Origin of the sequence: Streptomyces sp. NBC_00273, from assembly GCF_036178145.1 — a bacterium.
GTDB lineage: Bacteria > Actinomycetota > Actinomycetes > Streptomycetales > Streptomycetaceae > Streptomyces.
This window is the reverse complement of sequence record NZ_CP108067.1, coordinates 3,402,219-3,427,703: the sequence shown is the minus strand read 5'-3', so window position 1 is coordinate 3,427,703 and position 25,485 is coordinate 3,402,219. Positions and strand designations below refer to the sequence as shown.

Annotated in this window: 17 protein-coding genes; 12 read left to right on the top strand and 5 right to left on the bottom strand. The window is 72.6% G+C overall.

Annotated features, from left to right (window positions below):
* The first annotated feature begins 9 nt into the window (after positions 1-9).
* From rbfA to OG386_RS14260, 4 genes are all read left to right on the top strand, one after another.
* Entirely contained in the window at positions 10-471 is a 462-nt protein-coding gene (gene rbfA, locus OG386_RS14275; protein WP_030708679.1) for a 30S ribosome-binding factor RbfA, read from the top strand.
* Positions 468-1,376, top strand: a complete 909-nt coding sequence (gene truB, locus OG386_RS14270) for a tRNA pseudouridine(55) synthase TruB (protein WP_150259790.1) — start codon at positions 468-470, stop codon at positions 1,374-1,376. The genes rbfA and truB overlap by 4 nt, the downstream gene beginning before the upstream one ends.
* A 243-nt stretch (positions 1,377-1,619) precedes the next feature.
* The gene (locus OG386_RS14265) at positions 1,620-5,339 is read left to right on the top strand and encodes a serine protease (protein ID WP_328788488.1); all 3,720 of its coding nucleotides are present in this window, start codon (positions 1,620-1,622) and stop codon (positions 5,337-5,339) included.
* Positions 5,340-5,465: 126 nt separating this feature from the next.
* Positions 5,466-6,422, top strand: coding sequence for a bifunctional riboflavin kinase/FAD synthetase (locus tag OG386_RS14260; protein ID WP_327382977.1), 957 nt, complete (start codon positions 5,466-5,468; stop codon positions 6,420-6,422).
* 63 nt (positions 6,423-6,485) lie between these two features.
* On the opposite strand, the gene OG386_RS14255 is transcribed toward OG386_RS14260, so the two are convergent.
* The 3 genes from OG386_RS14255 to eccE all read right to left on the bottom strand — a co-directional run bounded on the left by OG386_RS14255 (position 6,486) and on the right by eccE (position 10,934).
* Positions 6,486-8,858 (bottom strand): SCO5717 family growth-regulating ATPase, encoded by a 2,373-nt coding sequence (locus tag OG386_RS14255; protein ID WP_328788487.1) that lies wholly within the window; start codon positions 8,856-8,858, stop codon positions 6,486-6,488.
* A gap of 106 nt (positions 8,859-8,964) precedes the next feature.
* The gene (locus OG386_RS14250; protein WP_328788486.1) at positions 8,965-9,663 is read right to left on the bottom strand and encodes a hypothetical protein; all 699 of its coding nucleotides are present in this window, start codon (positions 9,661-9,663) and stop codon (positions 8,965-8,967) included.
* A complete protein-coding gene (eccE, locus tag OG386_RS14245) occupies positions 9,660-10,934 on the bottom strand; it encodes a type VII secretion protein EccE (RefSeq protein WP_328788485.1) in 1,275 nt (424 codons plus the stop codon). The genes OG386_RS14250 and eccE overlap by 4 nt, the downstream gene beginning before the upstream one ends.
* A gap of 258 nt (positions 10,935-11,192) precedes the next feature.
* Here eccE and eccB point away from each other — a divergent pair, with 258 nt between their 5' ends.
* The 4 genes from eccB (at position 11,193) to OG386_RS14225 (ending at position 14,969) form a co-directional block, all read left to right on the top strand.
* Positions 11,193-12,770, top strand: a complete 1,578-nt coding sequence (eccB, locus tag OG386_RS14240; RefSeq protein ID WP_327382972.1) for a type VII secretion protein EccB — start codon at positions 11,193-11,195, stop codon at positions 12,768-12,770.
* Positions 12,771-12,781: 11 nt separating this feature from the next.
* Entirely contained in the window at positions 12,782-14,068 is a 1,287-nt protein-coding gene (gene mycP / locus OG386_RS14235; protein ID WP_328788484.1) for a type VII secretion-associated serine protease mycosin, read from the top strand.
* A gap of 212 nt (positions 14,069-14,280) precedes the next feature.
* Complete coding sequence (locus OG386_RS14230; protein WP_328788483.1) at positions 14,281-14,619, top strand: WXG100 family type VII secretion target; 339 nt, start codon at positions 14,281-14,283, stop codon at positions 14,617-14,619.
* 44 nt (positions 14,620-14,663) lie between these two features.
* Positions 14,664-14,969, top strand: coding sequence for a WXG100 family type VII secretion target (locus OG386_RS14225; RefSeq protein ID WP_030009524.1), 306 nt, complete (start codon positions 14,664-14,666; stop codon positions 14,967-14,969).
* Positions 14,970-15,050: 81 nt separating this feature from the next.
* Here the strand turns inward: OG386_RS14225 and OG386_RS14220 are convergent, their stop codons facing one another.
* The gene (locus tag OG386_RS14220) at positions 15,051-15,299 is read right to left on the bottom strand and encodes a DUF397 domain-containing protein (RefSeq protein WP_328788482.1); all 249 of its coding nucleotides are present in this window, start codon (positions 15,297-15,299) and stop codon (positions 15,051-15,053) included.
* A 143-nt stretch (positions 15,300-15,442) separates the two neighbouring features.
* Complete coding sequence (gene eccCa, locus OG386_RS14215; protein ID WP_328788481.1) at positions 15,443-19,399, bottom strand: type VII secretion protein EccCa; 3,957 nt, start codon at positions 19,397-19,399, stop codon at positions 15,443-15,445.
* 197 nt (positions 19,400-19,596) lie between these two features.
* Between eccCa and eccD the strand changes: the two genes are divergently transcribed.
* The 4 genes from eccD (at position 19,597) to OG386_RS14195 (ending at position 25,481) form a co-directional block, all read left to right on the top strand.
* Positions 19,597-21,105 (top strand): type VII secretion integral membrane protein EccD, encoded by a 1,509-nt coding sequence (gene eccD, locus OG386_RS14210; RefSeq protein WP_328788480.1) that lies wholly within the window; start codon positions 19,597-19,599, stop codon positions 21,103-21,105.
* Between the two features lie 185 nt (positions 21,106-21,290).
* Entirely contained in the window at positions 21,291-21,578 is a 288-nt protein-coding gene (gene rpsO, locus OG386_RS14205) for a 30S ribosomal protein S15 (RefSeq protein WP_030011220.1), read from the top strand.
* Positions 21,579-21,882: 304 nt separating this feature from the next.
* Positions 21,883-24,105, top strand: a complete 2,223-nt coding sequence (locus OG386_RS14200) for a polyribonucleotide nucleotidyltransferase (protein ID WP_328793251.1) — start codon at positions 21,883-21,885, stop codon at positions 24,103-24,105.
* A complete protein-coding gene (locus OG386_RS14195; protein ID WP_328788479.1) occupies positions 24,102-25,481 on the top strand; it encodes a M16 family metallopeptidase in 1,380 nt (459 codons plus the stop codon). The genes OG386_RS14200 and OG386_RS14195 overlap by 4 nt, the downstream gene beginning before the upstream one ends.
* The last annotated feature ends 4 nt before the right edge of the window (positions 25,482-25,485 follow it).

Sequence of the window (25,485 nt, the reverse complement as noted above, 5' to 3'; positions counted from 1 at the left end):
GACGGACCAGTGGCCGACAATGCGCGGGCGAAGAAGCTGGCGGACCTCATCCGGGAGGTGGTGGCGGAGAAGCTGCAGCGCGGAGTCAAGGACCCCCGCCTCGGTACGCACGTGACCATCACGGACACCCGGGTCACCGGCGACCTGCGGGAGGCCACGGTCTTCTACACGGTCTACGGTGACGACGAGGACCGTGCCAGCGCGGCAGCGGGCCTGGAGAGCGCCAAGGGCGTACTGCGTTCCGCGGTCGGCCGGGCGGCGGGCACCAAGTTCACGCCCACCCTGACCTTCGTCGCGGACGCACTCCCGGAGAACGCCAAGACCATCGAGGACCTCCTCGAAAAGGCCCGGACCTCCGACGCCCAGGTGCGCGAGGTGTCCTCCGGCGCGCAGTACGCCGGCGACGCCGACCCGTACAAGAAGCCGGGCGAGGACGCCGACGACTCCGACGAGGACGCAGCCGCGGAATGAGCACCAATGCAGGGAAGACTCCGGACGGTCTTGTCATCGTCGACAAGCCGTCCGGCTTCACTTCGCACGACGTGGTCGCCAAGATGCGCGGGATCGCCAAGACCCGCCGCGTCGGCCACGCCGGCACGCTCGACCCGATGGCGACCGGCGTGCTGGTCCTGGGCGTGGAGAAGGCCACCAAGCTGCTCGGCCACCTCGCGCTCACGGAGAAGGAGTACCTCGGTACGATCCGCCTGGGCCAGGACACCCTGACGGACGACGCCGAGGGCGAGATCACCTCCTCCACGGACGCCACCGGGGTCACCCGGGAAGCCGTGGACGCGGGCATCGCCAAGCTGTCCGGCGAGATCATGCAGGTCCCGTCCAAGGTCAGCGCCATCAAGATCAAGGGCGTGCGCTCCTACAAGCGCGCCCGCGACGGCGAGGACTTCGAGATCCCGGCCCGGCCGGTGACCATCTCGTCGTTCCAGGTGTACGACATGCGCGAGGCGGAGGCCGAGGACGGCACGAAGGTCGTCGACCTCGTCGTCTCCGTCGTCTGCTCCAGCGGTACGTACATCCGCGCCCTCGCCCGTGACCTCGGCGCCGACCTCGGCGTCGGCGGGCACCTGACCGCGCTGCGCCGCACGCGGGTGGGCCCGTACAAGCTCGACAAGGCACGGACCCTGGACCAGCTCCAGGAGGAGCTGACCGTCATGCCCATCGGCGAGGCGGCAGCCGCGGCCTTCCCGCGCTGGGACCTGGACGCCCGGCGGGCCTCGCTGCTCGCCAACGGCGTGCGGATCGACATGCCGCAGGAGTACGAGGCGGGCCGCACGGTCGCGGTCTTCGGGCCGCAGGGGCAGCTGCTCGGGCTCGTCGAGAACAAGAACGGAAAGGCGAAGTCCCTCGCGGTCTTCGCCTGACGATCGGGTGTTGACGTGGAGCGGTGAGCGCACATGGACTGCCGCTCACCGCTCCACGACCCCCCTCGGGTAGGTCTCTATCCACCCGGACCCCTCTATTCACCCGTCCGAGCAGGCGCTCGGAGTGACGGAGGGAGCGTAAGGGGGCGCTTTCGCCTCGCGTGCTTTTCGTGCTGATCTTCACCTGCCTACCGTCGTGAGCACGGGGTGTTGCGGGGGAGCGGTGCGGGGAGTGGTGCGGCCATGGCGGAGCTCGTCACAATCTGCGATCCCGCGGGGCGGGCGCGCGGCAGTGGGTTCGTCGCCGACGACCGCGGGACGGTGGTCACCAGTCACGAGGCCGTCGACGGGCTGACCCGGGTGGTAGTGCGCGCGCCGGGACCCGCCGGGCGGACCTGGCTGGCCGAGGCGGCGGACGTGACCGCCCTGCCGGGACTCGCGCTGGCGCTGGTGCGGACCGACGGACTCGGAATGCGACCGCTCCCGGTGGCGCTGCGCGAGGCGATCGATCCCGGTACCTACGTACGGCTGCCCGCGCGGGGATGGCGGCAGGCGCGGGTGCTGGGGGGCGCGGAGGTCAGCTACTCGGCGGTGGACCGGTCCCACGCGGTGCCCGGGGGCGTGGCCGTGGAGCTGGCGATCGGCACCGACGGCCGGGACGCGCTGTTGCTGGGCGGGGAGGCATCCGGGGGTCCGGTGCTCGACGCCGGGACCGGAGCGGTGCTCGCGGTGGTGGGCACCGCGCTGCGGGCGGAACACCGCTCCGGAGGCTTCGCGGTGGCCCTGCGGGCGGCGGCCGACGTCGATCCGCACGGCCCGCTGGCCGCACTGCTGGAGCGCAATGCCGCGACCGTGCCCGGCCACGGCGCCGACCTGAACCTCGCCGGGGCGCTGGAACTGACCGCGACCACGCTCGGCGCCGCTGTCCCCCGGGACGAGCCGGCACCCGTGGAGCGCCCGGGCATCGCCGCCGAACTGGCCGCCTTCACCACCGGGGACCGCACGGTCCTCGGCCTCGTGGGAGACCCGGGTACGGGCCGCACCACGGCCCTGGCCGTACGCCGCGCGCGGGGTGTCTGCCCGGCGCCGACCCTGTGGCTGCGCGGCGCGGACCTCCGTGCCACCGACACCTCCCTGGCCGACGCGGCGACCCGGGCCCTGACCGAGGCGGCCCGGATCGTCGCGGCCGCGCGCGGTCACGACGGGGCCGGGAGCGTGTCGGGGCCCCTCTCGCAGGGCGCCGAACGCACTACCGCCGCGCCCTCCGACCCCTCGCGACGTCCGGTGCCCGAGGAGACGCCCCGGCACGCGCCCGACCCCACCGGACCCGCCCCGGCCGAGCGGCACGGCCAACCGGTATCCGGCTCGGGCGGAACGATCCCGGTCGAGGGGTGCGGCCAGCCGGCGCCGGGCTCGGGCGAGGGGCGCAGCCAGCCGGCGCCGGGCCCTGCAGGAACCCCACCTGGCGAGCGTCGCAGCCAACCGGTAGCCAGCTCCGGCGGAACTACCCCGGTCGAGGGGTGCGGGCAGTCGGCGCCGGGCTTCAGCGGAACTACCCCGGCCGAGCGGCGCAGCCAACCGGCGGCCGGAACCGCAGCGCACCTTGCGCACGTCGTCGCCCGCGCCGGCCGCCGCCTGCTCGTCGTGCTCGACGCCCCGGAGGAGATGCCGCCGGAGCTCGCCCACCGGCTCGGCCCCTGGACCAACGCCACCGCCGCGTGGCTGCACGCGACCGGGACCCGGCTCGTCGTCGCCGCCCGGCCCGAGTACTGGGAAGGGGCGGGCGCCCTCTACCCGCCCGGGGCGCTCCACACCCCGGCCCGGCCCGCCCGACGGCTGCCGCCGGCCCTCCCGCTCGCGGACCTCGACGCCGCCGAGGCCGAGACGGCCCGGGCCCGCCTCGGCATCCCCGCGGACGCCGTCCGGGAAGCCGACGCCCGGCACCCGCTCACCCTGCACCTGCTCGCCGGGATCCGGGCCGCCGGGGTCACCGCCGGACGCCCCGGCCGCGACGAGGTCTTCGCCGCGCACCTGGACCTGCTGTGCCTGCGCACCGCCGTCCGCATCGCCTCGGCCTGTGCCGACGCCGGCGGCGCCAAGGTGCACGGGCCCGGGGTCAAGCGGCTCGCGGCCCGCGTGGCCGGCCGGGTCCACGAGGCCGCGCGGCGCGTCCTGGGACCCGGGCAGGGTCAGCTGGACCGGGCCTCGTTCGAGGAACTGTTCCCCTGGCGTACCGGCTGGGCTTCCGCCGTGCTCACCGAGGGACTGCTGGTGCCCGCCGGGCCCGGCTACCGCTTCGCCCACGAGGAGCTGTCCGACTGGATCCAGGCCGGCCACCTGGACGTTCCGACGGCCCTCGGCCTGCTCGTCCACGGCCTCGCCGAACCCGGGCCGCCCGTGCCCCGGCACCGCATCGGGCCCGTCCTGGAGGCCCTGCGCAGGCTCGCCCCCGACCGGCTGCGCGGCGAGCTCACCGGGCTGGTCCACCGGCTCAACCGTTTCACCGAGGAACCGGAGCGGGCCACTGCGGACAGCGCCTGGTGGGCCGCCCGGCTACTGCGCGAAACCCTGCTCCGGGCCCCCGACGCCCGGCCCCACCTCCCCGTCCTGCACGCCCTCGCCGAGCACGTGGCCCGCGCCGGCCCGGGGGAGTTCGGCGGCTGGTTCTGGAACCGGCTGCGGCTGCCCGAGCCCGACCGCCTCGACCTGCTGCGCCGGCTGCTGCCCGCCGACCCAGCCGAGGCAGTCCCCGGCGACCGCTACCTCGATGCCGCGGCCCGCCGCCTCGCCCGGGACCCGCAGCGCGCGCAGCCGCTGCTCTGCGCCTGGTTCACCGACGGCCGCCGGCTGCGCGGCCGCCCCGGGGCCACCGTCGCCACTGCCGCGCAGGCCCTGCTGCACACCCACCGCGGCCTCGCCGTGGACGACCTCACCGAGGCGCTCGTCACCGCCGCGCACCCGCGCGCCGACGAGCTGCTCGCCGTACTCGCCGAGGAGGAGCCGTCCGCCCTGTGCCGGGCCGTCGACCGCTGGGCGCAGGACGAACGCCCCGGGCGGCGGGTCGCAGCCGCCGCCTACGGGCTCGCCACCGCCCCGCACGTGCGCACCCCCGCCGACCGCGAGCTGCTGCGCCACGCCGCCCAGACGCTGCTCGCCCGCCCCGCCGACACCACCCTGCACGGCAGCGCACTCGCGATCCTGCTCCGCGACCCGCAGGTGCGCGGTCGCTACCTGCCCGACGCCCTCGCCTGCTTCCGCGACCCCGAGCCCGGCTCCCGGCTGCCCGCGGCGGCGCTGGTCGCGGCCCTGCCCGTGCTGCCCGACCCGGGCGAGGTGTTCGCCGCCCTGCGGGCCCGGGCCGACGGGGAGGTGGTGCGCGCCCTGGCCGCGCTGACCACGCCGGGGCTGGCCCGACGCGCGGGTGACCTCGTACGGGAGCACCTCGCACGGAACCCCGGGGACGCGCCGCACGCCGCCTTCTTCGTGGACCGGCGGCTCGACCAGGGCCCGGCCGCCGCCTCGGTGGTGCGGCCCCTGGTCCTGGACCTGCTCCTCGGCGCCCCGGCCGTGGTGCGGGCCGCACTGGCCGTCGTACTGGCCGCACCGGGCGGCGAGGCCTCCCACCCGCTGCGCGGTGAGCTGGCCGACACCCTGCTGCGCGAGGAGGTTGATCCGCAGGTGCTCGACGTGTTCCTCGGAGCCGTCGCGGCCGGGGCCTCCGGGCGCCGGGAGGCGCGTACGCGGGAGTTGCTGCGGCGCACCGGGCGGCAGCTGCTGCGGGCCCCGGGCGGGGCGGCGGTCTTCGAACGGCGGACGGTGGAGCTGGCCCGGGCCGAACCGGCCTTCGGGGCGCTGGTGGCCCGCTGGCAGGCGACGGCGGGAGCGGAGGCCGCGGCCCTGCTCGGGCCGAGCGCCCGGCAGACGGTGGAGACCCTGAGCAGGGCGGCCGCGGACGTGACGTGACGACAGACACGGTGGCGCATCCAGTCAGATGCCGATGCGGGGCACCGGCCACCGGCATGGCAGTCTTAGACCTGCAATCGGCAATCAGTTCAAGGACTAAACGGGTTCGGGCGAGGAGCGGTCACAGTGCAGCGCTGGCGTGGCTTGGAGGACATCCCCCAGGACTGGGGACGCAGCGTCGTCACCATCGGCTCCTACGACGGCGTGCACCGGGGACATCAGCTGATCATCGGGCGGGCGGTGGCCACGGCGCGCGAGCTCGGCGTCCCCTCCGTGGTGGTCACCTTCGACCCGCACCCGAGCGAGGTGGTCCGCCCCGGCAGCCACCCGCCGATCCTGGCCCCGTACGACCGGCGCGCCGAGCTGATGGCCGGGCTGGGGGTGGACGCGCTGCTGATCCTGCCGTTCACGGCGGAGTTCTCCCAGCTGTCCCCGGCCGACTTCATCGTGAAGGTCCTCGTCGACAAGCTGCACGCGCGCGCCGTCATCGAGGGTCCGAACTTCCGCTTCGGCCACCGGGCCGCCGGGAACGTCGACTTCCTTCGCGAGCTGGGCTCCACGTACGACTACGAGGTGGACGTCGTGGACCTGGTCGAGCGGGGCGAGGCGGGCGGCGGGGTGCCGTTCTCCTCGACGCTGGCACGCAGGCTGGTCTCGGAGGGCGACATGGACGGCGCGGCGGAGATCCTGGGGCGTCCGCACCGGGTCGAGGGCGTGGTGGTGCGCGGTGCGCAGCGCGGGCGCGAACTCGGCTACCCGACGGCGAACGTCGAGACGCAGCCGCACACCGCGATCCCGGCGGACGGGGTCTACGCGGGCTGGCTGACGGCGGACGGCGAGCGGATGCCCGCGGCGATCTCGGTGGGGACGAACGTGCAGTTCGACGCGACCGAGCGGACCGTGGAGGCGTACGCGATCGACCGCGTGGGGCTGGACCTGTACGGGATGCACGTCGCCGTCGACTTCCTGGCCTACGTGCGGGGGATGGCGAAGTTCGAGTCGCTGGACGGGCTGCTGGAAGCGATCGCGAACGACGTGAAGCGGGCGCGGGTGTTGACGGACGCGTACGACTTGAAGCGCTGACGAACGAAGCGGAAGGGCCCGTACCCCCCTCGGGGTGGTACGGGCCCTTCGCTGTGTCGCCGGTCAGCCGAGGCGCGGGTCGCGCGGGGGCTGCTGGGGCTGGGGCGGCTGCTGCTGCGGGGCCTGGGGCTGCTGCCAGGGCTGGCCGGGCTGGGGGTACGGCTGTCCGTAGGGCTGCTGCTGCTGCGGCGGCTGCTGGTACGGGGGTTGGCCCGGGGGCTGGCCGTACGGCTGGGGCTGCTGAGGGGGCTGCTGCCCGTAAGGCTGCTGAGGAGCGTGGGGCTGCTGCGGCGCACCCCAGTGCCCCTGCGGGGCCTGCTGCTGGGCCCGCAGGAAGTCCTCGGCCACGAGTGCGGAGAGGTTGAAGTACGCCTCGCGCGTCTTGGGCCGCATCATGTCGAGGTCGACCTCGGCGCCGGCCGCGAGGTGCTCGTCGAACGGCACCACGACGACACCGCGGCAGCGGGTCTCGAAGTGCTGCACGATGTCCTCGATCTTGATCATCTTGCTGGTCTCGCGGACCCCCGAGATGACGGTGAGGGAGCGCGAGACGAGGTCGGCGTACCCGTGCGCGGAGAGCCAGTCGAGGGTGGTGCTGGCACTGCTGGCGCCGTCCACGGACGGGGTCGAGATGATGATCAGCTGATCGGCCAGGTCCAGGACGCCGCGCATGGCGGAGTAGAGGAGGCCGGTGCCCGAGTCGGTGAGGATGATCGGGTACTGGCGGCCCAGCGTCTCGATGACGCGGCGGTAGTCCTCGTCGTTGAAGGTCGTGGAGACGGCCGGGTCCACGTCGTTGGCGATGATCTCCAGACCGGAGGGCGCCTGCGAGGTGAACCGGCGGATGTCCATGTACGAGTGCAGGTACGGGATCGCCTGGACCAGGTCCCGGATGGTGGCGCCGGTCTCGCGGCGGACCCGGCGGCCGAGCGTACCGGCGTCGGGGTTCGCGTCGATGGCAAGGATCTTGTCCTGGCGCTCGGTGGCGAGGGTGGCACCGAGGGCGGTGGTGGTCGTGGTCTTGCCGACGCCGCCCTTGAGACTGATGACGGCGATCCGGTAGCAGGACATGACCGGGGTGCGGATCAGCTCCAGCTTGCGCTGGCGCTCCGCTTCGGCCGCCTTGCCGCCGAAGCGGAACAGGCCGCCGACGCCGTTGTTGTTGTTCTTGGGCTTCTGCTTGTTGCGCAGCAGGCGGTCGGACGACAGCTCGACGGCGGCGGTGTAGCCGAGGGGCGCGCCGCCACCGGTCTGGCCGGCCGAGTAGCGCGGGTCGTGCGGCTGCGGCTGCGGGTGCGGTTGGGGCTGGTGCTGCGGGGTTTGCTGCTGCCCGGGCCCGGGCGACCACTGGCCGGCGGTGCGCGGGTCGTAGTGCTGGGGCTGCTGGGGCTGCGGCGGAGCGGGAGCCGGCGGCGGGAACGGGTAGGCGTCCGGAGCTCCGAACGCGGGCGGCGGCGACGGCAGTTCGCCGGCGGGTCCCCCGAACGGGTTCTCCACGACGGCCGGGGGCGCGTCCGCGGGGTTGACCGGCGCTGGCGCCTGCGCCGCTGCGGGCTGCTCGGCGGGCGGCAGTACGGGCGTTCCCTCGGCGGGAGTGCTCTGCGGTCCGGCCCAGGGCGCGGGCGGAACCTCCGCCGGCTCCGCGACCGGCTCGGCTACCGGCTCCACGAGGGGGGCCGACGGCAGGGCCGGGTACGGCGTGACCACGTCGACGGGCGGCAGGGCGGGGAACGGCGTCACGGGCGGGGGGTCGACGGGAGCCGGCTCCGGAGCGACCTCCTCGGCCGCGGGCACGGGTACGGGCACGTCGGCGACCGGGGTCGGGGCCGGGAACGGCTCGACCGGTGCCGGGGCTTCGAGCGCCGACGGAGCGTTCTCGGCGGGAGCCGCAGCCTTGACCGGAGCAGGGGCAGGCGCCTCGACCGGAGCCGGAGCCGGGGCAGGCGCCTCGCTCGGGGCGGGAACCGGGGCCGGGGCCGGGGCCGCGTAGGGCAGCGCCGACTCGAAGGGGGCCGGAGCAGGAGCCGGAGCCTCGGCCGCCGGAGCCGGTGCGGGAACCTCGGTCGGGGCGGGCACCGGGGCCGGGGTCGAGTACGGCAGTGCCGGAGCCTGGTGCGCCGGGGCCGGTTCGACCGGGGCCGCGGGAACGGGCGGGAAGGGAGCCGGCAGGCCCGCTCCGTCGGACGGCGTCTGCGGGACCGGCGGAGCGATCCGCATCGTCGAGGGCGATCCCAGCTCCGACGGACGGTGGGGCTCGAAGCCGCTGCCCTCGGGGAGTCCCGGTACCTGCACGGACGGCGTCCCGCCCTGCATGTACCAGGCGGGCGGGGTGTAGTCGATGGTGAACTCGCCCGTCACCTCGGGCTCCGCGTCGGACTGATCGTCCGTCGGGACGTCCCACGTCCCGCCGCGCCTCTCGTTCCGATCGCCGCTCACTGGTCCTCCTGGTCTGTCGAACACTGGTCCGGCGCCCACCTCGCCGCGCCCGGACCCAGCCTAATCGCGCCCCGACACCACTGTCCGCCCGCCTCGGAGGGCCGCGTCAGTCGATGCGCCGGGCCCCGCCCAGCAGGCCCGTCTCCGCGTCCGTCCCCTGGGTCATCACGAACTGCCGGTCCCGCGGCGTGCACCACAGGGTCACCCCGTCGCCCAGCGTCGGCAGGGAGTCCACCGCCTGTCTCGGGAGCTGCATCAGGCGGCCGATCTGCTCCGCCTCGTCCGGGGACACCCGCTGCACCCCCACCAGGGACGACTGCTGGAGCAGGCGCGGCGCCGTCGGGCTCAGGTACGGCAGCAGGGTCAGCACCGACTGCCACGGCCCGGCCACCACGCGCCCGCGCGGCGGCCGCATCCCGCAGTCACGGATCACCAGCACCGGGCTGCCCGCCGAGGCGCCCTGCGGCGGGATCCGGCCCACCTCGTGCAGGGTCACGCACTGCTGCCCGCCGCCCGCCGCCTGGGCCAGCCCGGACCACACCTGTCCGCGCCCGGTCTCCACGGCCACGCGCGCACCCGTGGCCGCCGCGCGCAGCGCCAGCACTTGCGCCGTCCACAGTCCGCCGATCAGCGTCACCTCGTACGGCGTCGGCCGGTTGATGCCGAGCACCGCCGACCGGCCCTCGGCGTCCACACCGATGACGACCCCGTCGTCCCCGACGGGCAGCGCCAGTAGATCCAGGTCCGCGACCGGGACCACGTGCCGCTCCCGACGCGGGCCGACCAGCCCGAATCCGCCCCTCATCGCGCCCCTCCCAGCGGCAGCGAAGCCAGCAGCCCCGGCACCTGTTCCCGGTCGAGCCGGACCAGCCCGGCCTTCACGCCCCGCGCCGTCCTCTCCAACTCCCGTCGTGCCGTGACCAGTTCCTCGTCGCTCCGCCCCGTCACCCGTACGTGTCCGCTCAGGGTGACGCCCTGTCGCTCCGCCGGGGCCATCGTCAGGCTGAAGTTCGTCGCGAGCGCGGGCAGCGAGGTCAGGAGCGCCACGAACTGCGGCAGTGCCGCCGCCCCCGTGCCGCCCAGCTGCGGCCAGCGGCCTATCCAGTACGTCGTGTGCCGCCGGTCGTCGCAGCGCCAGGTCCGCGAGGTCTCCTCGGTCCGCCGCCCGGTGCTGTTCGACCGCCCGGCCTGGGTGATCGCCATCGGGTTCGCGCACGAGGAGGTGGCCAGCGCCGCCGTCAGCTCCTGCTCGGTCAACACGGTGGCCGTGAACCCGGCCCCGGCCAGCCGGCTCGCCAACTGGTCCGCCGCGCGCACCAGGCAGCGCTGCGCACCGACCAGCCCGCCACCGCGCGCGGTGACCGCCTCCGGGCACAGCTCCGGGTCGAGCTTGAGGGCGATCCACGTCAGCCGGACCGCCGGGGTACCCGTCCGGGCTTGCAGCGGGGCGTAGTTGCGGGTCGCCATCGACTGCGCGGGCAGGTGCGGGGCCGGCGCCGGCTGGGTGTGCTGCACGAGCTGCGCGGACTCCAGCCGGATGCCGTCCACTTCGAGGATGTCCCGTACGACGGCCAGCGGCAGCGGCCGCGTCGCCCGGTCGGGCCGCAGCGCGGTGGCGTCCGTGTCCACCTGGACGACCGCGGTCAGGAAGGTCCCGTCGCCGACCATCCCGACCGGACGCCGGTCACGGTCGCTGAAGGTGAGGGTGCGCAGCGCCGGATCGGCCTCGACCAGCGGGGCGAGTCCCGGCTCCGTGCCCGCGGGTACGGTGAAGGAGGCGGCCCGGCGCCGGCGCGAACGCAGTGCGAGCACGCCGCCGATCCACTCCGGCAGCGAGCGCTGGTGGCGGCGTACGACGGCGAGCACCACCAGGACGAGCGCGAGCACACCGGTGGGAACCAGCAGCAGGGGTTCGACCACCCAGGCCACCAGGAGGGCGGCTGCCGCGACTTGGAGCAGCACGAGCTGTTGCAGTCGGAACGGACCGAAGCGGCCGGGGCTCGACTTCGGATGCGGCGTCACCCCGACACGTGCCGGTGCGGGCGCGCCGGTCTGTTGCTCCGTCGCGGTGGCCATCACTCGCGCACTTCCCCTCTCCGGGGCCAGACCCCATGAGTTCCGGCACTGCGCGACACCTGCCGCACGACCCCGGAATCTCCCCAATCCACCCCAACAAGCCCTGATTGAACCGGTGCGGAAGGGGCTGGGCGGCAGCCTCACCCTACCCGGCCCCTTCATACCGTCCGTCAAGAGGCATAGTAGGTGCCCGGTCCGACAATCGAGGCCCGGGGACCGTACTCACCGGCCGGGCCGTGCGGGGAGAAGCAGGCGGTCATGGCATCACGACGTGATGAGCTCAACGCGTACACCTTTGCGAAGCGGCGCACGGTGGCCGCGTTCCTCCAGCCATCCGCCACGGGTACCGAGGAGGGCGCGCCGCGCCCGCTGCGCGCGGTCCTTCCCGGGCTGATCGTCGGCGCGCTCGTGCTCGCCGGATTCGGCGCCTGGGGCATGTTCAAGCCGACCGCCCCCAAGGGCTGGGCGGAACCGGGGACCAGGGTCATCGTCGGCAAGGACTCGACGACGCGGTACGTGGTCCTGACGACCAAGGTGGGCGGCAAGGACCAGACCCGGCTGCACCCGGTGCTGAACCTCGCCTCCGCCCGACTCCTGCTGGATCCGGCGAAGTTCAAGGTGATCCAGGTCGAGGACAAGGTCCTCGACGCGGGCGACCCGCCGCGCGGTCCCATCATCGGCATCCCGTACGCCCCCGACCGGCTCCCCTCCAAGGACGACGCGGGCAAGGCCAAGCGTTGGGCCGTCTGCCAGCAGCCGGGCGGCAACGGTCGGGGCGTGCAGACCGCCACCTTCGTGCTCGCCGACCGCGAGGCGACCAAGACGGACGACGCCCGCAGGCTCACGGACACCCAGGCCCTGTACGTGCAGAGCACGGCCGCCGGCCAGGAGCGCTACCTGGTCGACGCGGCCGGGACGAAGTACAAGTTCCCGGAGGGCACCCCGGCCGCCGGGACGATGACCAACGCGCTGGTCGGCACCGGCGCCACCCCCCAGCAGGTCAGCCCGGAATGGCTGGGGACCCTCAACTCCGGCGACGACCTGTCCTTCCCGCCGCTGCCCGGCAAGGCGAACACCGACGCCGGGGTGAAGGGCCTGAGCACCGCCGACAACAAGGTCGGGATGGTGCTCAAGGCGCAGACCGGCTCCGGCGCACAGCACTACGTGGTGCTGCCCGGGAAGGTCGCCCCGGTCTCCGACTTCGTCGCCTGGCTGCTGATCTCGGCTCCCGCGACCGACGGCCTCAACATGCACGGCAAGCCCCGCGAGGTCGACCTCCAGTCGATCAACCCGGACGCCGCCCCGTTCGCGGGCGACATCAAGTGGCCCCAGAAGAAGACCGAACGGATCAACCAGACGGCGCCGCCCGCCGGCACGCAGACCGGCGGGGCCAACAACCGCGACACGGTCTGCAGCGTCCTGCGTTCGGTCGACGGCCAGGGCAACCAGACCCTGAGCACGTGGGCGGGCACCGGCTTCCCCATCGACATCACCGCCAGCGGCACCAGCGCGTACGTCACCCCCGGCTCGGGCCTGCTCTACACCCAGGTCCAGGGCAAGCAGACCACGGCCGGCGGCTCCCTCTTCCTCGTCACCGACACCGGTCTGCGGTACGCCGTCCAGGCCAACGGCGACAGCGACGCCGAGCAGTCGAAGATCGGTGCGCCCGACCAGTCCAAGACCGGTACGGACGGCCGTCCCGAGCCCAGCCAGGCGCAGGTCCGGCTCGGCTACGGCGGCGTCAACCCGGCCATGGTGCCCATCGCCTGGTCGGAGTTCCTCTCCAAGGGCCCGCGCTTGGACACCAACTCCGCCCGTCAGCCCCAGGGTTCGTGAGGAAGCCGCCGATGACCCAGACCCACGGGACCCGGCGGGCCCTCCTGGCCGCCGCCTTCGTCCTCACCCTGGCCTCGGGCGGCGCGGGCACGGCCGCCGCGGCCGCAGCCGCCGCGCCGCAGCCCCCGTACGGGCCCCTGCCGTCCGCGCAGCCCCCGTACGCGCTGCGCCTCGACGGCGCGGGGGAGTGCACCTTCCCGATGAAGAAGCAGATCGAGGACCGGCCCTGGTCCCTCCAGCGGCTGCTGCTCGACGAGCTGTGGGCGCAGACCAAGGGCAAGGACAAGAGCGGCAACAGCGTCCGCGTCGCGGTCATCGACACCGGCGTGGACCGGGCGAACCCGCAACTCAGCGCGGCCATCGACACCGGAGCCGGCAAGGACTTCGTCGACCCCAAGGGCGGCGACGGCACGGTCGACACCATCGGCCACGGCACCAAGGTCGCCGGGCTGATCGCGGCCCGCCCCCAGCAGGGCACCGGCTTCGTCGGCCTGGCCCCGGAATCCACGATCATCCCGATACGGCAGAACGACGGGCAGGGCAAGGGCACCGCCGCGAACCTGAGCCAGGCCATCGACCACGCGGTGGCCAAGGGCGCCCAGGTGATCAACATCTCCCAGGACACCGAGGCGCAGCTGTCCGTCGAATCCGATCTCGGCAAGTCGGTCCAGAAGGCCGTCGCCGCCAACGTCGTGGTGGTGGCTTCGGCGGGCAACGACGGCCTGAGCGGCCAGAAGCGCAAGACCTACCCGGCGGCCTTCCCCGGCGTGCTCGCCGTCGGATCCTCGGACCGCAACAACGAGCGGGCCGGGTTCTCCCAGCCCGGTGACTTCATCGGGGTGGCGGCGCCCGGCGTCGACATGGTCTCCACCGTCCCCGGCTTCGGCCAGTGCATCGACAACGGCACCAGTTTCTCCGCGCCGTACGTCGCCGGCGTCGCCGCCCTGCTGCGCGCCAAGCATCCGGACTGGTCCGCGCAGCAGATCATCTGGCAGATCCAGAACACCGCCGAACGCGCGGTCAACGGTCGTGACGACTACGTGGGTTGGGGCGTCGTCGACCCGGTGCGCGCGCTCTCCCACGACCAGCAGGCACCCAAGGCCCCGGTCCCCGACCCCGGCCCGCCCCCGGCGACCGCCCCGGAGGCGGCGCCGTTGCGACTCACCGAGACGGCCCAGGAGCGAGAGGAGCGGTTCGGCACGTACGCTCTCGGCATCGGCGCGATCCTGATCGCCGTCATCGCCGGTACCGCGACGGTCATCCGGGACGCCCGCAGCCGTAAGCGCCGTTTGCAGTGAACGGTCACAGTTCATCTACGGAAGCGCCCTACTGGTGTTGGGGGCGGGCGGTGAACTGGCTAGAGTGACACCAGGCTTCACGAGTGTGATCGGGGGATCGCGTGAAGCGGAGGGGGAAAGCCCGGTCGCGTGGTCCACAACCGCGCCGGGCACGTCCGCTCCGCTGCGCAATCCGCCGGTTCTGCCGGCGAATTGAGAAGTGAGGAGCTTCGATGAGCACGAACACCTTCGGACTTGCAGACGATCCGGTCGTCCAGGCGAAGAACAAGATCGAGCAGACGGCCAACGCCGTCACCACGCAGGCCCGCGAGCTGGCCGACATCCTGGCCACCGTGAGCGCCGGGTGGACCGGTGTGGGTGCCTCGGGCTTCACGTCCGCGCAGACCATGGTGAACGACGACCACGACGAGATCCGCCGGATGCTCGGCGTCCTGCACAACGCCGTGGCGCAGACCAAGAACCTCACCAACGCCCAGGACGACGAGGTGCGCGCCGCGTTCAAGGCCGTCCAGAGCCAGTCCGGCAACACCTCCGGCCTCAACAGCGTCTGACAGCGGGCCCTCCACCACCCGGCCGCACCGACAAGGAGAAGAACATGGCTAACGACGGGCACACTCGGGTCCGGTATGAGACGGTCCAGCAGATGGCGGACCGCATCCGCACCGTCTCCAAGAACATCCTCAAGGACCTCGAGGAGATGGACTCGGCCCTGAAGGTCGTCACCGACACCTGGGACGGTACCGCGCACGAGCAGTACGTCCAGCTCCAGACGAAGTACAAGGGCAAGGCCGACAGCATGCAGAAGCAGCTGGAGCACGTCGCCCAGCTGATCGAGCGCGGCAAGGGCGACTACCGCGCCACCGACGTGAAGGCCTCGCGCCTGTTCACCGAGGCGTACTGAGCCGGGACCCGCGAGGGTCCGTACGTGCCGAAGGGGCGCGCCCGCACCGGGCGCGCCCCTTCGACGTGTGCTCCAGGACCCTCACTCAGGCCGTGGACGGTCGAGGTCGAACTCACCGTCCCTGGCACCGAGTACGAAGGCCTCCCACTCGGCGGCCGTGTACCGCAGCACCGTGTCCCGGTCCAGCGAGGACCGCATGGCCACCGCGCCCTCGGGGAGCCGGGCGATCTCGACCCGCTCCTCGTCCGGGCTGGTCCCGGGCGGCCCCTCCCACTCCACACCGCTGATGTCGAGCGCGTACAGCTCGTCCTTCTCCTGCTGGGTGCCCATGGGCGGCCTTTCCCTCGGTGACGCGGTCTTCACGGCCGATTATCGGGGCTGCGCCACCGGCCCGGACCGCTTTCCGCCCGATGCCCCGATGCCCCGATCCTCCGGTGACCGGCGGCGATGCCGCCGGTCACCGGAGGGACGGCTCACATGCCGGCCGGCATCCGGCCGAGCTGGACCAGCGAGGTCCCCCGCTTGCGCGAGACGAAGCTGGCCCGGCCCGGCGGCATCGGACGCGGCCGCACCGTGCCCACGAGGTCGCCCTCGGACGGGTCGCCGGACAGCACCAGCCCCTGCGCGCCCAGCTCCTTGATCCGCTGCATGAACGGCTCGTACAGCGAACGCGAGGCACCCGCCGAGTTGCGCGCGATGATGAAGCGGACACCCGTGTCACGGGCGAAGGGCAAGAACTCCACCAGCTGCGCCAGCGGATTGCCCTGGCTCGTGGAGACCAGGTCGAAGTCGTCGATGATGATGAACACGTCCGGGCCCGTCCACCAACTGCGGTCGCGCAGCTGCTGCGGAGTGACGTCGGTCGGCGGCTGCCGCCGCGAGAACACCCCGCCCAGCGCCTCCATGTGCATCTGCAGGGAGCTCGCCATCGGCGCGTACTCCAGCAGGTGCTCCTCCGGCAGCGCCCCGAGCAGGCTCCGCCGGTAGTCGCCGACGACCAGACGCGCCTGGTCCGGCGTGTAGCGCTCGGAGATCTGCTTGGCGATGAGCCGCAGCAGGTTCGTCTTGCCCGACTCGCTCTCGCCGAAGACGAGGAGGAAGGGGTCCGACTCGAAGTCGACGAACACCGGCTCCAGGTCGATCTCGTCGATGCCGATCGCGATCCCGCGGCCGGGGTACTCCCCGCCCTTGGGCAGCTGGTCGGAACGCAGCAGCCGCGGCAGCAGCCGTACGCCGGGAGCTGCCTGACCCGCCCAGTTCTCCTTCACCGCGGCCACGAAGGAGGCCGTGGCCTCCGACAGGTCGGCCGCCTCGTGCGAACCGTCGATCCGCGGCAGCGCGCCCAGGAAGTGCAGCTTCTCCGCGACCTGGCCGCGGCCCGGCATCCCCGTGGGGACGTTCGCCGCGACCTTGCGGTCGAACTCGGAGTCCATGGTGTCACCGAGCCGCAGCTCCAGACGGCTGAGCATCTGGTCCTTGAGCGCGGCCCGAACCTCCATGTACCGCGCCGCGGTGATCACCACGTGGATGCCGTAGCCCAGACCGCGGGAGGCGATGTCCGTGACGATCTGCTCCAGGCCCTCGTACTCGCCCCGGAAGTTGCCCCAGCCGTCGACGACCAGGAACACGTCGCCCCACGGCTCGTGGGGCAGGTCACCGGCCGCCCGACGGCGCCGGTAGGTGCCGATCGAGTCGATGTTGTTCGAGCGGAAGAACTCCTCGCGACGGTTGAGGATGCCCACCACCTCCGCGACCGTACGCCGGACCCGCTCCGGGTCCAGGCGCGAGGCGATCCCGCCCACGTGCGGCAGCTCGGCGATCGACGACAGGCTGCCACCACCGAAGTCCAGCCCGTAGAACTGCACCTCGCGCGGGGTGTGGGTGAGCGCGAACGAGGAGATCAGCGTCCGCATCAGCGTCGACTTGCCCGACTGCGGACCGCCGACCACCATCATGTGGCCCGCCGCACCCGAGAAGTCCCGGTACAGCACCTCGCGCCGCTGCTCGAACGGCTTGTCGATGAGGCCGAGCGGGACGACGAGCCCACCGGGCCGCGTGTACCCGTCCGCGTGCAGCCCGCGCTCCGGACTCGGCGCCAGCGCCGGCAGCAGCTGGTCGAGCGGCGGCGCCTGGTCGAGCGGCGGCAGCCACACCTGGTGCGCCGGCACCCCCTGACCCTCCAGCCGGCTCACGATCACGTCCAGCACCGTGTCCGCCAGCGCGTCGTCCTCCCGCGGCGCCTGCGCCGCCAGGTACGCCGGGTCCGGGGCCGCGTACACCACCGGCACCGGGGCCGCCGTGAACAGCGCGGGCCTCCGCTCGACCGGGAACTGCCCCACCGACAGGTCCGGCCCGCCCGAGCGGTAGGTGCCCGAGACGTAGGCCGCCTTGAAGCGGGTCATCTCGTCCGTACCGAACTTCAGGTAGCCCGAACCGGGCACCGACGGCAGGTGGTAGGCGTCCGGCACACCGATCGCGGTCCGCGACTCCGCCGCCGAGAAGGTCCGCAGACCGATCCGGTACGACAGGTACGTGTCCAGCCCGCGCAGCTTGCCCTCCTCCAGGCGCTGCGAGGCCAGCAGCAGGTGCACGCCCAGCGAACGGCCGATGCGGCCGATCTGGATGAACATGTCGATGAAGTCCGGCTTCGCCGTCAGCAGCTCGCTGAACTCGTCGATGACCAGCACCAGCGAGGCCAGCGGCTCCAACGGGGCACCCGCCGCACGGGCCTTCTCGTAGTCGTGGATGTTCGCGTAGTTGCCCGCCGAACGCAGGAGCTCCTGACGGCGCTGCAGCTCACCGCGGATCGAGTCGCCCATGCGGTCCACGAGCGTGAGGTCGTCGGCCAGGTTGGTGATCACCGCCGCGACGTGCGGCATCTGCCCCATGCCCGTGAAGGTCGCACCGCCCTTGAAGTCGGCGAGTACGAAGTTCAGGGTCTCCGACGTGTGCGTGACCGCCAGACCCAGCACCAGCGTGCGCAGCAGCTCCGACTTGCCGGAACCGGTCGCACCCACGCACAGACCGTGCGGACCCATGCCCTCCTGGGCAGCCTCCTTCAGGTCCAGCATGACCGGGGCGCCGTCCTCACCGACACCGATCGGCACGCGCAGCCGCTCGCCCGCCGACCGAGGCCGCCAGGTCCGCGCAACGTCGACCGCGGCCGCGTCGCCCAGGTTCAGCAGGTCGGTGAAGTCCAGATTGGCCAGCAGCGGCTCGTCCTCGTCCCCGCCGCCCGTGCGCATCGGTGCCAGCTGCCGGGCCAGCGCCTCCGCCGCGGGCAGCGACAGGGCGTCCGGCGCGCCCTCGTACGCGATCCCCGTGCTCGACTCCAGGCGCAGCCGGCCCGGCCGCACCACGACCGACAGCCCGCCGCGCGGCTCGTCCAGCTCGCCCGCGACCACCTCGACGATGGTGACGCCCTGCAGGCCCTCGGCCGCGGCGAACACCGAGTCCGGAGGCACCATGCCACCGTCCAGCACGACCACCAGGTGCGGCTGGTCCAGCACCGGGGACACCTCGCGGCTGAACCGCGGCCGGCCCTCCAACCGGGAGGCCAGCAGCCCCTCCAGCTCGGCGAGGTCATCGCCGAACAGCCGCTTCGTACCGGCCCCGTCGACCTGACCGGGGACCTGCGTGTGCGGCAACCACTTCGTCCAGTCCCACGCGGGCACCGCACCCGGCGCCGCCACCACGGCCACCATCAGGTCCTCGGGGGAGTGCAGCGTCGCCAGCTGCGCCACCATCGCCCGCGCGGTACTGCGCGCGGACTCCGGCTCCCCGGACACCGTCACGTGGTAGAAGGCGCGGATCGACAGCGCCATCGGCAGCCCGTCCAGCGAGGAGTGCACCTTCAGGAACCGCTGCATCGCGCCCGCGGTCAGCGGCTCCAGCTCGTCCACCGGAGCGGTCTCCGGCGCCACCAGCGGGGTCGCCAGGCGCTGCGCGCCCAGCCCGAGCCGCGCCTGCCCGAAGTCCTGGTCGCCGACCCGCCGCTCCCACAGCCGGGAGCCCTCCGCCACCACCGACCACAACTGCTCGGGGGCCGGGTGCAGATACAGCTGGGCGTCGCGCTGCGCCCGCGCGGTCCGGCGTACCTGACGGCGCGTCTGCGCGAGATATTTGAGGTAGTCCCGGCGCACATCGGCCATTTGCCCCTGCGCACCGCGCCGGTGGCGCACCAACTGGGCGACGACCATGGCCACCGTCGACGTCAGCATCAGCACACCCATGATGCGCATGAAGGGGGCCGCGCCCGGCATGAAGAAGAAGACGACGGACGAGCCCATGCCGAGCATCGGCAGGAGCTGCATCAGCATGCCCTCCTGCTGCCCGCGCGGTAGTTCGGGCGGAGCCTCCAGCCGCAGCTCCTCCGTCGGAACCTCGGGCGGCAGGGACCGCGGCGGGCGTTTGACGACGATCTGGCTCACCGGAGCATCAATCCCTCGAAAACGGACGGGACGTCGCAACCGGCGCCCCCAAGTCCCGGGCGCGAAGGGGGTCTCCCCCACGCGACGGTGATCCTACTTGCCGACAGTCGGTCATTAGCCCGGTAGGGTGGCGCGCGCAGCATGCGCATCCGCGAATCATTCCGCCGTTGCGGGCACCAACCAGGGGGGTCACACAGGTGAGTACGGCCGGGACGACGGGTTTCTGCAGGGTCACCGTCGTGGCCCCCGACAGTCGCATCGACGTCGCCCTCCCCGAGGACATCGCCGTCGCCGACGTCTACCCCGAGCTGCTGCGCCTCACCGGCCAGACCCAGCCGGTGGGCGCCCCGACCGGCTTCCACCTCGTACGCCGCTCCGGCACCGTCCTCGACGGCGCCCGGACCCTCGCCGGCCAGCAGGTCCTCGACGGCGAGGTGCTGAGCCTGCGCCCCTTCGCCGAGTCCCTGCCGCCCGCCGTCTTCGACGACGTGTCCGACGCCGTCGCCTCCGCCGTCGTCCGCGACCGGCACCGCTGGAGCGACGACATGCTGCGCGGCGCGGGCCTGGCCGGCGCCGCCGTGCTGCTCGTCATGCTGGGCTTCGTCCTCTGGTACGCCGACCCGCTGCGCCACGACATGCACGGCCTGCCCGGGATCATCGCGGGCGCCGTCGGCATCCTGCTCACCGCCGTCGCCGGAGTGCGCGCCCGCGTCTACCGCGACCGCCTCTCCGCCGTCGCCCTCGGCCTCGGCGCCCTCCCGCACCTGATGATCGCCGGCTCCGGGATCATCGCCCCGGCCGTCGGCCAGGGACCCGGACGCCTGCAGTTCCTGCTCGGCTGCGTCTGCGCCCTGATCGCCTCCGTCGCCCTGGTCGCGCTCACCCCCAGTGGGGACGCCCCCTTCGTCGCCGCCACCTTCGTCGCCGCCACCGGAACCCTCGCCACCTTCGTGGCCATCGCCACCGAGGCCTCCGCCACCCACACCGCCGCCGTCTGCGCCCCCGTCGCCATCGGCCTCGTCGCCTTCCTCCCCGGCCTCTCCGCCCGCTTCGCCCGCCTGCCCATCGGCTACGCCGCCCCGCAGAGCGCCACCGAGGATTACGAGACCCCGGACCGCTACGAGACCGAGCCGTACGGTGAGCAGACCGGCTCCGACCCGCACGAGCCGGGCGCCGCCCCGCTCGACGCCGAGGCCATCGCCGCCCAGGCCCGTCGCGGCCACGAGATGCTGCTCGGCCTGGTCGGCGGCTGCGCCGCGGTCGCCGTCGGTGCCGCTGCCGTCCTCGGCTTCTCCGAGAACACCTGGGGCCGCCTGCTGGCGCTCGCCACCGGCCTCGCCATGCTGCTGCGCGCCCGCCTCTTCCGTTACACCTCCCAGGTGGTCTGCGCCCTGACCGCGGGCCTCGCCGCCATCGCGCTGCTGATCCTGGGCATGGCCCTGCACCCGCCGACCGACCTGCTCGAAGCCCTCCTGCGGGAGCACGACAGCAGCGGCCTGGACCTCCGTACCATCTGGCTGACCGCCGCCGTCGCCGCCGGCGCGGCCCTCCTCGCCGGAATTGCGCTGGTCATTCCCCGCAAGGGTCTGTCACCCTTCTGGGGGCGGCTGCTCGACCTCACCGAGGCGGCGGTCCTGCTCAGCCTCGTGCCGCTCACCCTGGCCGTGCTGGACGTGTACTCCCGCGCCAGGTCTCTCACCAGCTGAGACCTGGCGGAGCAGCAGCCTGGTACGCTATGTGACGGCCGTTTGTGTACGCGTCCCCCGGATTCCTCGACGAGAGGGTCTGTGGACTGCGCTCAGCGGACCCCGCCTCCCGAGTAACGGAAGCTCCCCAGAGACTCAGACCTGGGGCACTTGGTGGCAACGAAGACCTATTACGAGGAGTACGCGTGCCGCTCGACGCCGCTACGAAGAAGCAGATCATCACCGAGTTCGGTGCCAAGGAGGGCGACACCGGCTCCCCCGAGGTCCAGGTTGCGATGCTCTCCCGCCGCATCTCGGACCTGACCGAGCACCTCAAGACGCACAAGCACGACCACCACTCCCGTCGTGGTCTGCTGATCCTGGTCGGCCAGCGTCGCCGCCTGCTGCAGTACCTGGCCAAGAAGGACATCCAGCGCTTCCGTACGCTGGTCGAGCGCCTCGGCATCCGCCGCGGTGCGGCCGGCGCCAAGTAAAGCGCTGTGGAGGGAGCGGTTCCCACATCCGGGGGCCGCTCCCTTTGCTGTACGTGCGGGACGGACCGGACCCTTTGTAGTCTGGAACGGACGCACGTGCGCGTCTGAGGCAGACGCGCACAACTGAAGAGGAGGAGCGCCCTCCCACGCCGCCGGTCCTCGGTAGTGGCACCCGGAATGCCCCCAAGGGCAACGAACCGGGTGCTTCGATCGAAGACCGGCCCGCACGCCAGGAGCGCTTCTCCGCAACCGTCCACCGCCACACGGGCGGCGGACGGAGACGACGAAAATGGAGAAAACGCTAGTGGAGAACGAGACCCACTACGCCGAGGCCGTCATTGACAACGGTTCCTTCGGCACCCGCACCATCCGCTTCGAGACGGGCCGTCTGGCCCGCCAGGCCGCCGGCTCCGCCGTTGCCTACCTGGACGACGACACGATGGTGCTGTCCGCCACCACCGCGTCGAAGAAGCCCAAGGACCAGCTCGACTTCTTCCCCCTGACGGTGGACGTCGAGGAGCGGCAGTACGCGGCCGGCAAGATCCCCGGCTCCTTCTTCCGTCGTGAGGGCCGTCCCTCCGAGGACGCGATCCTCACCTGCCGCCTGATCGACCGCCCGCTGCGCCCGTCCTTCAAGAAGGGCCTGCGCAACGAGATCCAGGTCGTCGCGACGGTCATGGCCCTCAACCCCGACCACCTGTACGACGTCGTGGCGATCAACGCCGCTTCCGCGTCCACGCAGCTGGCCGGCCTGCCCTTCTCCGGCCCGATCGGCGGCGTCCGCGTCGCGCTGATCCGCGGCCAGTGGGTCGCGTTCCCGACGCACACCGAGCTCGAGGACGCCGTCTTCGACATGGTCGTCGCGGGTCGCACCCTCGAGGACGGCGACGTCGCGATCATGATGGTCGAGGCCGAGGCCACCGAGAAGACCATCGCCCTCGTCAAGGGCGGCGCCGAGGCGCCGACCGAGGAGATCGTCGCCGCCGGTCTGGACGCCGCGAAGCCCTTCATCAAGGTCCTCTGCAAGGCCCAGTCGGACCTGGCCGCCAAGGCCGCCAAGCCCGAGGGCGAGTTCCCGGTCTTCCTGGACTACCAGGACGACGTGTACGAGGCCCTCGCGGCCGCCGTCAAGGGCGAGCTCTCCCAGGCGCTGACCATCGCGGGCAAGCAGGACCGCGAGGCCGAGCTGGACCGCGTCAAGGAGATCGCCGCCGAGAAGCTCCTCCCGGCCTTCGAGGGCCGCGAGAAGGAGATCTCCGCCGCCTACCGCAGCCTGACCAAGGCCCTGGTGCGCGAGCGCGTCATCAAGGACAAGGTCCGCATCGACGGCCGCGGGATCACGGACATCCGTACCCTCGCCGCCGAGGTCGAGGCCATCCCGCGCGTGCACGGCTCGGCGCTGTTCGAGCGTGGCGAGACCCAGATCCTGGGCGTCACCACCCTCAACATGCTCCGCATGGAGCAGCAGCTGGACACCCTCTCCCCGGTGACCCGCAAGCGCTACATGCACAACTACAACTTCCCGCCGTACTCCGTCGGCGAGACCGGCCGCGTCGGTTCGCCGAAGCGCCGCGAGATCGGCCACGGCGCGCTCGCCGAGCGCGCGATCGTGCCGGTCCTCCCGACCCGCGAGGAGTTCCCCTACGCGATCCGTCAGGTGTCCGAGGCCCTCGGCTCCAACGGTTCGACGTCCATGGGCTCGGTCTGCGCCTCCACCATGTCGCTGCTGAACGCCGGTGTGCCCCTCAAGGCCCCCGTCGCCGGTATCGCCATGGGTCTGATCTCCCAGGAGATCGACGGCAAGACGCACTACGTCGCCCTCACCGACATCCTCGGTGCGGAGGACGCCTTCGGCGACATGGACTTCAAGGTCGCCGGCACCAAGGAGTTCGTCACCGCGCTCCAGCTGGACACCAAGCTGGACGGCATCCCGGCCTCCGTCCTGGCCGCGGCCCTCAAGCAGGCCCGCGACGCCCGCCTCCACATCCTCGACGTGATGATGGAAGCGATCGACACGCCGGACGCCATGTCCCCGTTCGCCCCGCGGATCATCACCGTCAAGATCCCGGTGGACAAGATCGGTGAGGTCATCGGGCCCAAGGGCAAGATGATCAACCAGATCCAGGAGGACACCGGCGCCGAGATCACGATCGAGGACGACGGCACCATCTACATCGGTGCCTCCGACGGCCCGGCCGCCGAGGCCGCCCGTGCCACGATCAACTCGATCGCCAACCCGACCATGCCGGAGGTCGGCGAGCGCTACCTGGGTACGGTCGTCAAGACCACCACCTTCGGTGCCTTCGTCTCCCTGCTCCCGGGCAAGGACGGCCTGCTGCACATCTCGCAGATCCGCAAGCTCGCCGGTGGCAAGCGCGTGGAGAACGTCGAGGACGTGCTCGCGGTCGGCTCCAAGGTCCAGGTGGAGATCGCCGAGATCGACCAGCGCGGCAAGCTCTCCCTGATCCCCGTGATCGACGGCGAGGCCGCCGGTGACGACGCTGACAAGGACGACTCCGACAAGTGATGTCGCGTAGTTCCCGTGTGACGGCCCGCCCCTCTTCGGAGGGGCGGGCCGTCGCCCGTACCCAAACCCTCCTCAAGGGCAGCAACGGCATCGGCACCGTCCGGCGCACGGTCCTGCCCGGCGGGCTGCGCATCGTCACCGAGACGCTGCCCTCCGTCCGCTCCGCCACCTTCGGCATCTGGGCGCACGTCGGCTCCCGTGACGAGACGCCCACGCTGAACGGCGCCACGCACTACCTGGAGCACCTCCTCTTCAAGGGCACGCACCAGCGCAGCGCCCTCGACATCTCCTCCGCGATCGACGCGGTCGGCGGCGAGATGAACGCCTTCACGGCGAAGGAGTACACCTGCTACTACGCCCGGGTGCTCGACACCGACCTGCCGCTGGCCATCGACGTGGTCTGCGACATGCTCACCGGCTCGCTGATCCGCGAGGAGGACGTCGACGCCGAGCGCGGCGTCATCCTCGAAGAGATCGCGATGACCGAGGACGACCCGGGCGACATGGTGCACGACCTGTTCGCGCAGACCATGTACGGGGACACCCCCCTGGGGCGTCCGGTCCTCGGCACCGTCGACACGATCAACGCGCTCGGCGCCGACCGGATCCGCCGCTTCTACAAGAAGCACTACGACCCGACGCACCTGGTCGTGGCCGCTGCCGGCAACGTCGACCACAACAAGGTCGTGCGCCAGGTCCGCGCCGCCTTCGAGAAGGCCGGCGCGCTGACCCGCACCGACGCCGAGCCGATCGGCCCGCGCACCGGGACGAAGCGCATCCGCACCGCCGGCCGCGTCGACCTGGTGAACCGCAAGACCGAGCAGGCCCACGTGGTCCTCGGCATGCCGGGACTCGCCCGTACCGACGACCGCCGCTGGGCCCTGGGCGTGCTGAACACCGCCCTCGGCGGCGGCATGTCCTCGCGCCTCTTCCAGGAGGTCCGGGAGAAGCGCGGCCTCGCCTACAGCGTGTACTCGTACACCTCGGGCTTCGCCGACACCGGCCTCTTCGGCGTGTACGCGGGCTGCCGCCCGAACCAGGTGCACGACGTGCTCAAGATCTGCCGCGACGAGCTCGACAAGGTCGCGACGGAGGGCCTCGCGGACGACGAGATCAAGCGGGCCATCGGTCAGCTCTCCGGATCCACCGTCCTGGGCCTGGAGGACACCGGCGCGATCATGAACCGCATCGGCAAGAGCGAGCTGTGCTGGGGCGACCAGATGTCGGTCGACGACATGCTGGCGCGGATCGCCGCCGTGACCCCGGACGACGTCCGCTCGGTGGCACAGGATGTACTGGCCCAGCGGCCCTCGCTCGCGGTGATCGGCCCGCTGAAGGAGAAGCAGGCCGCCCGTCTCGACGAAGCGGTCGCCTAGTTCC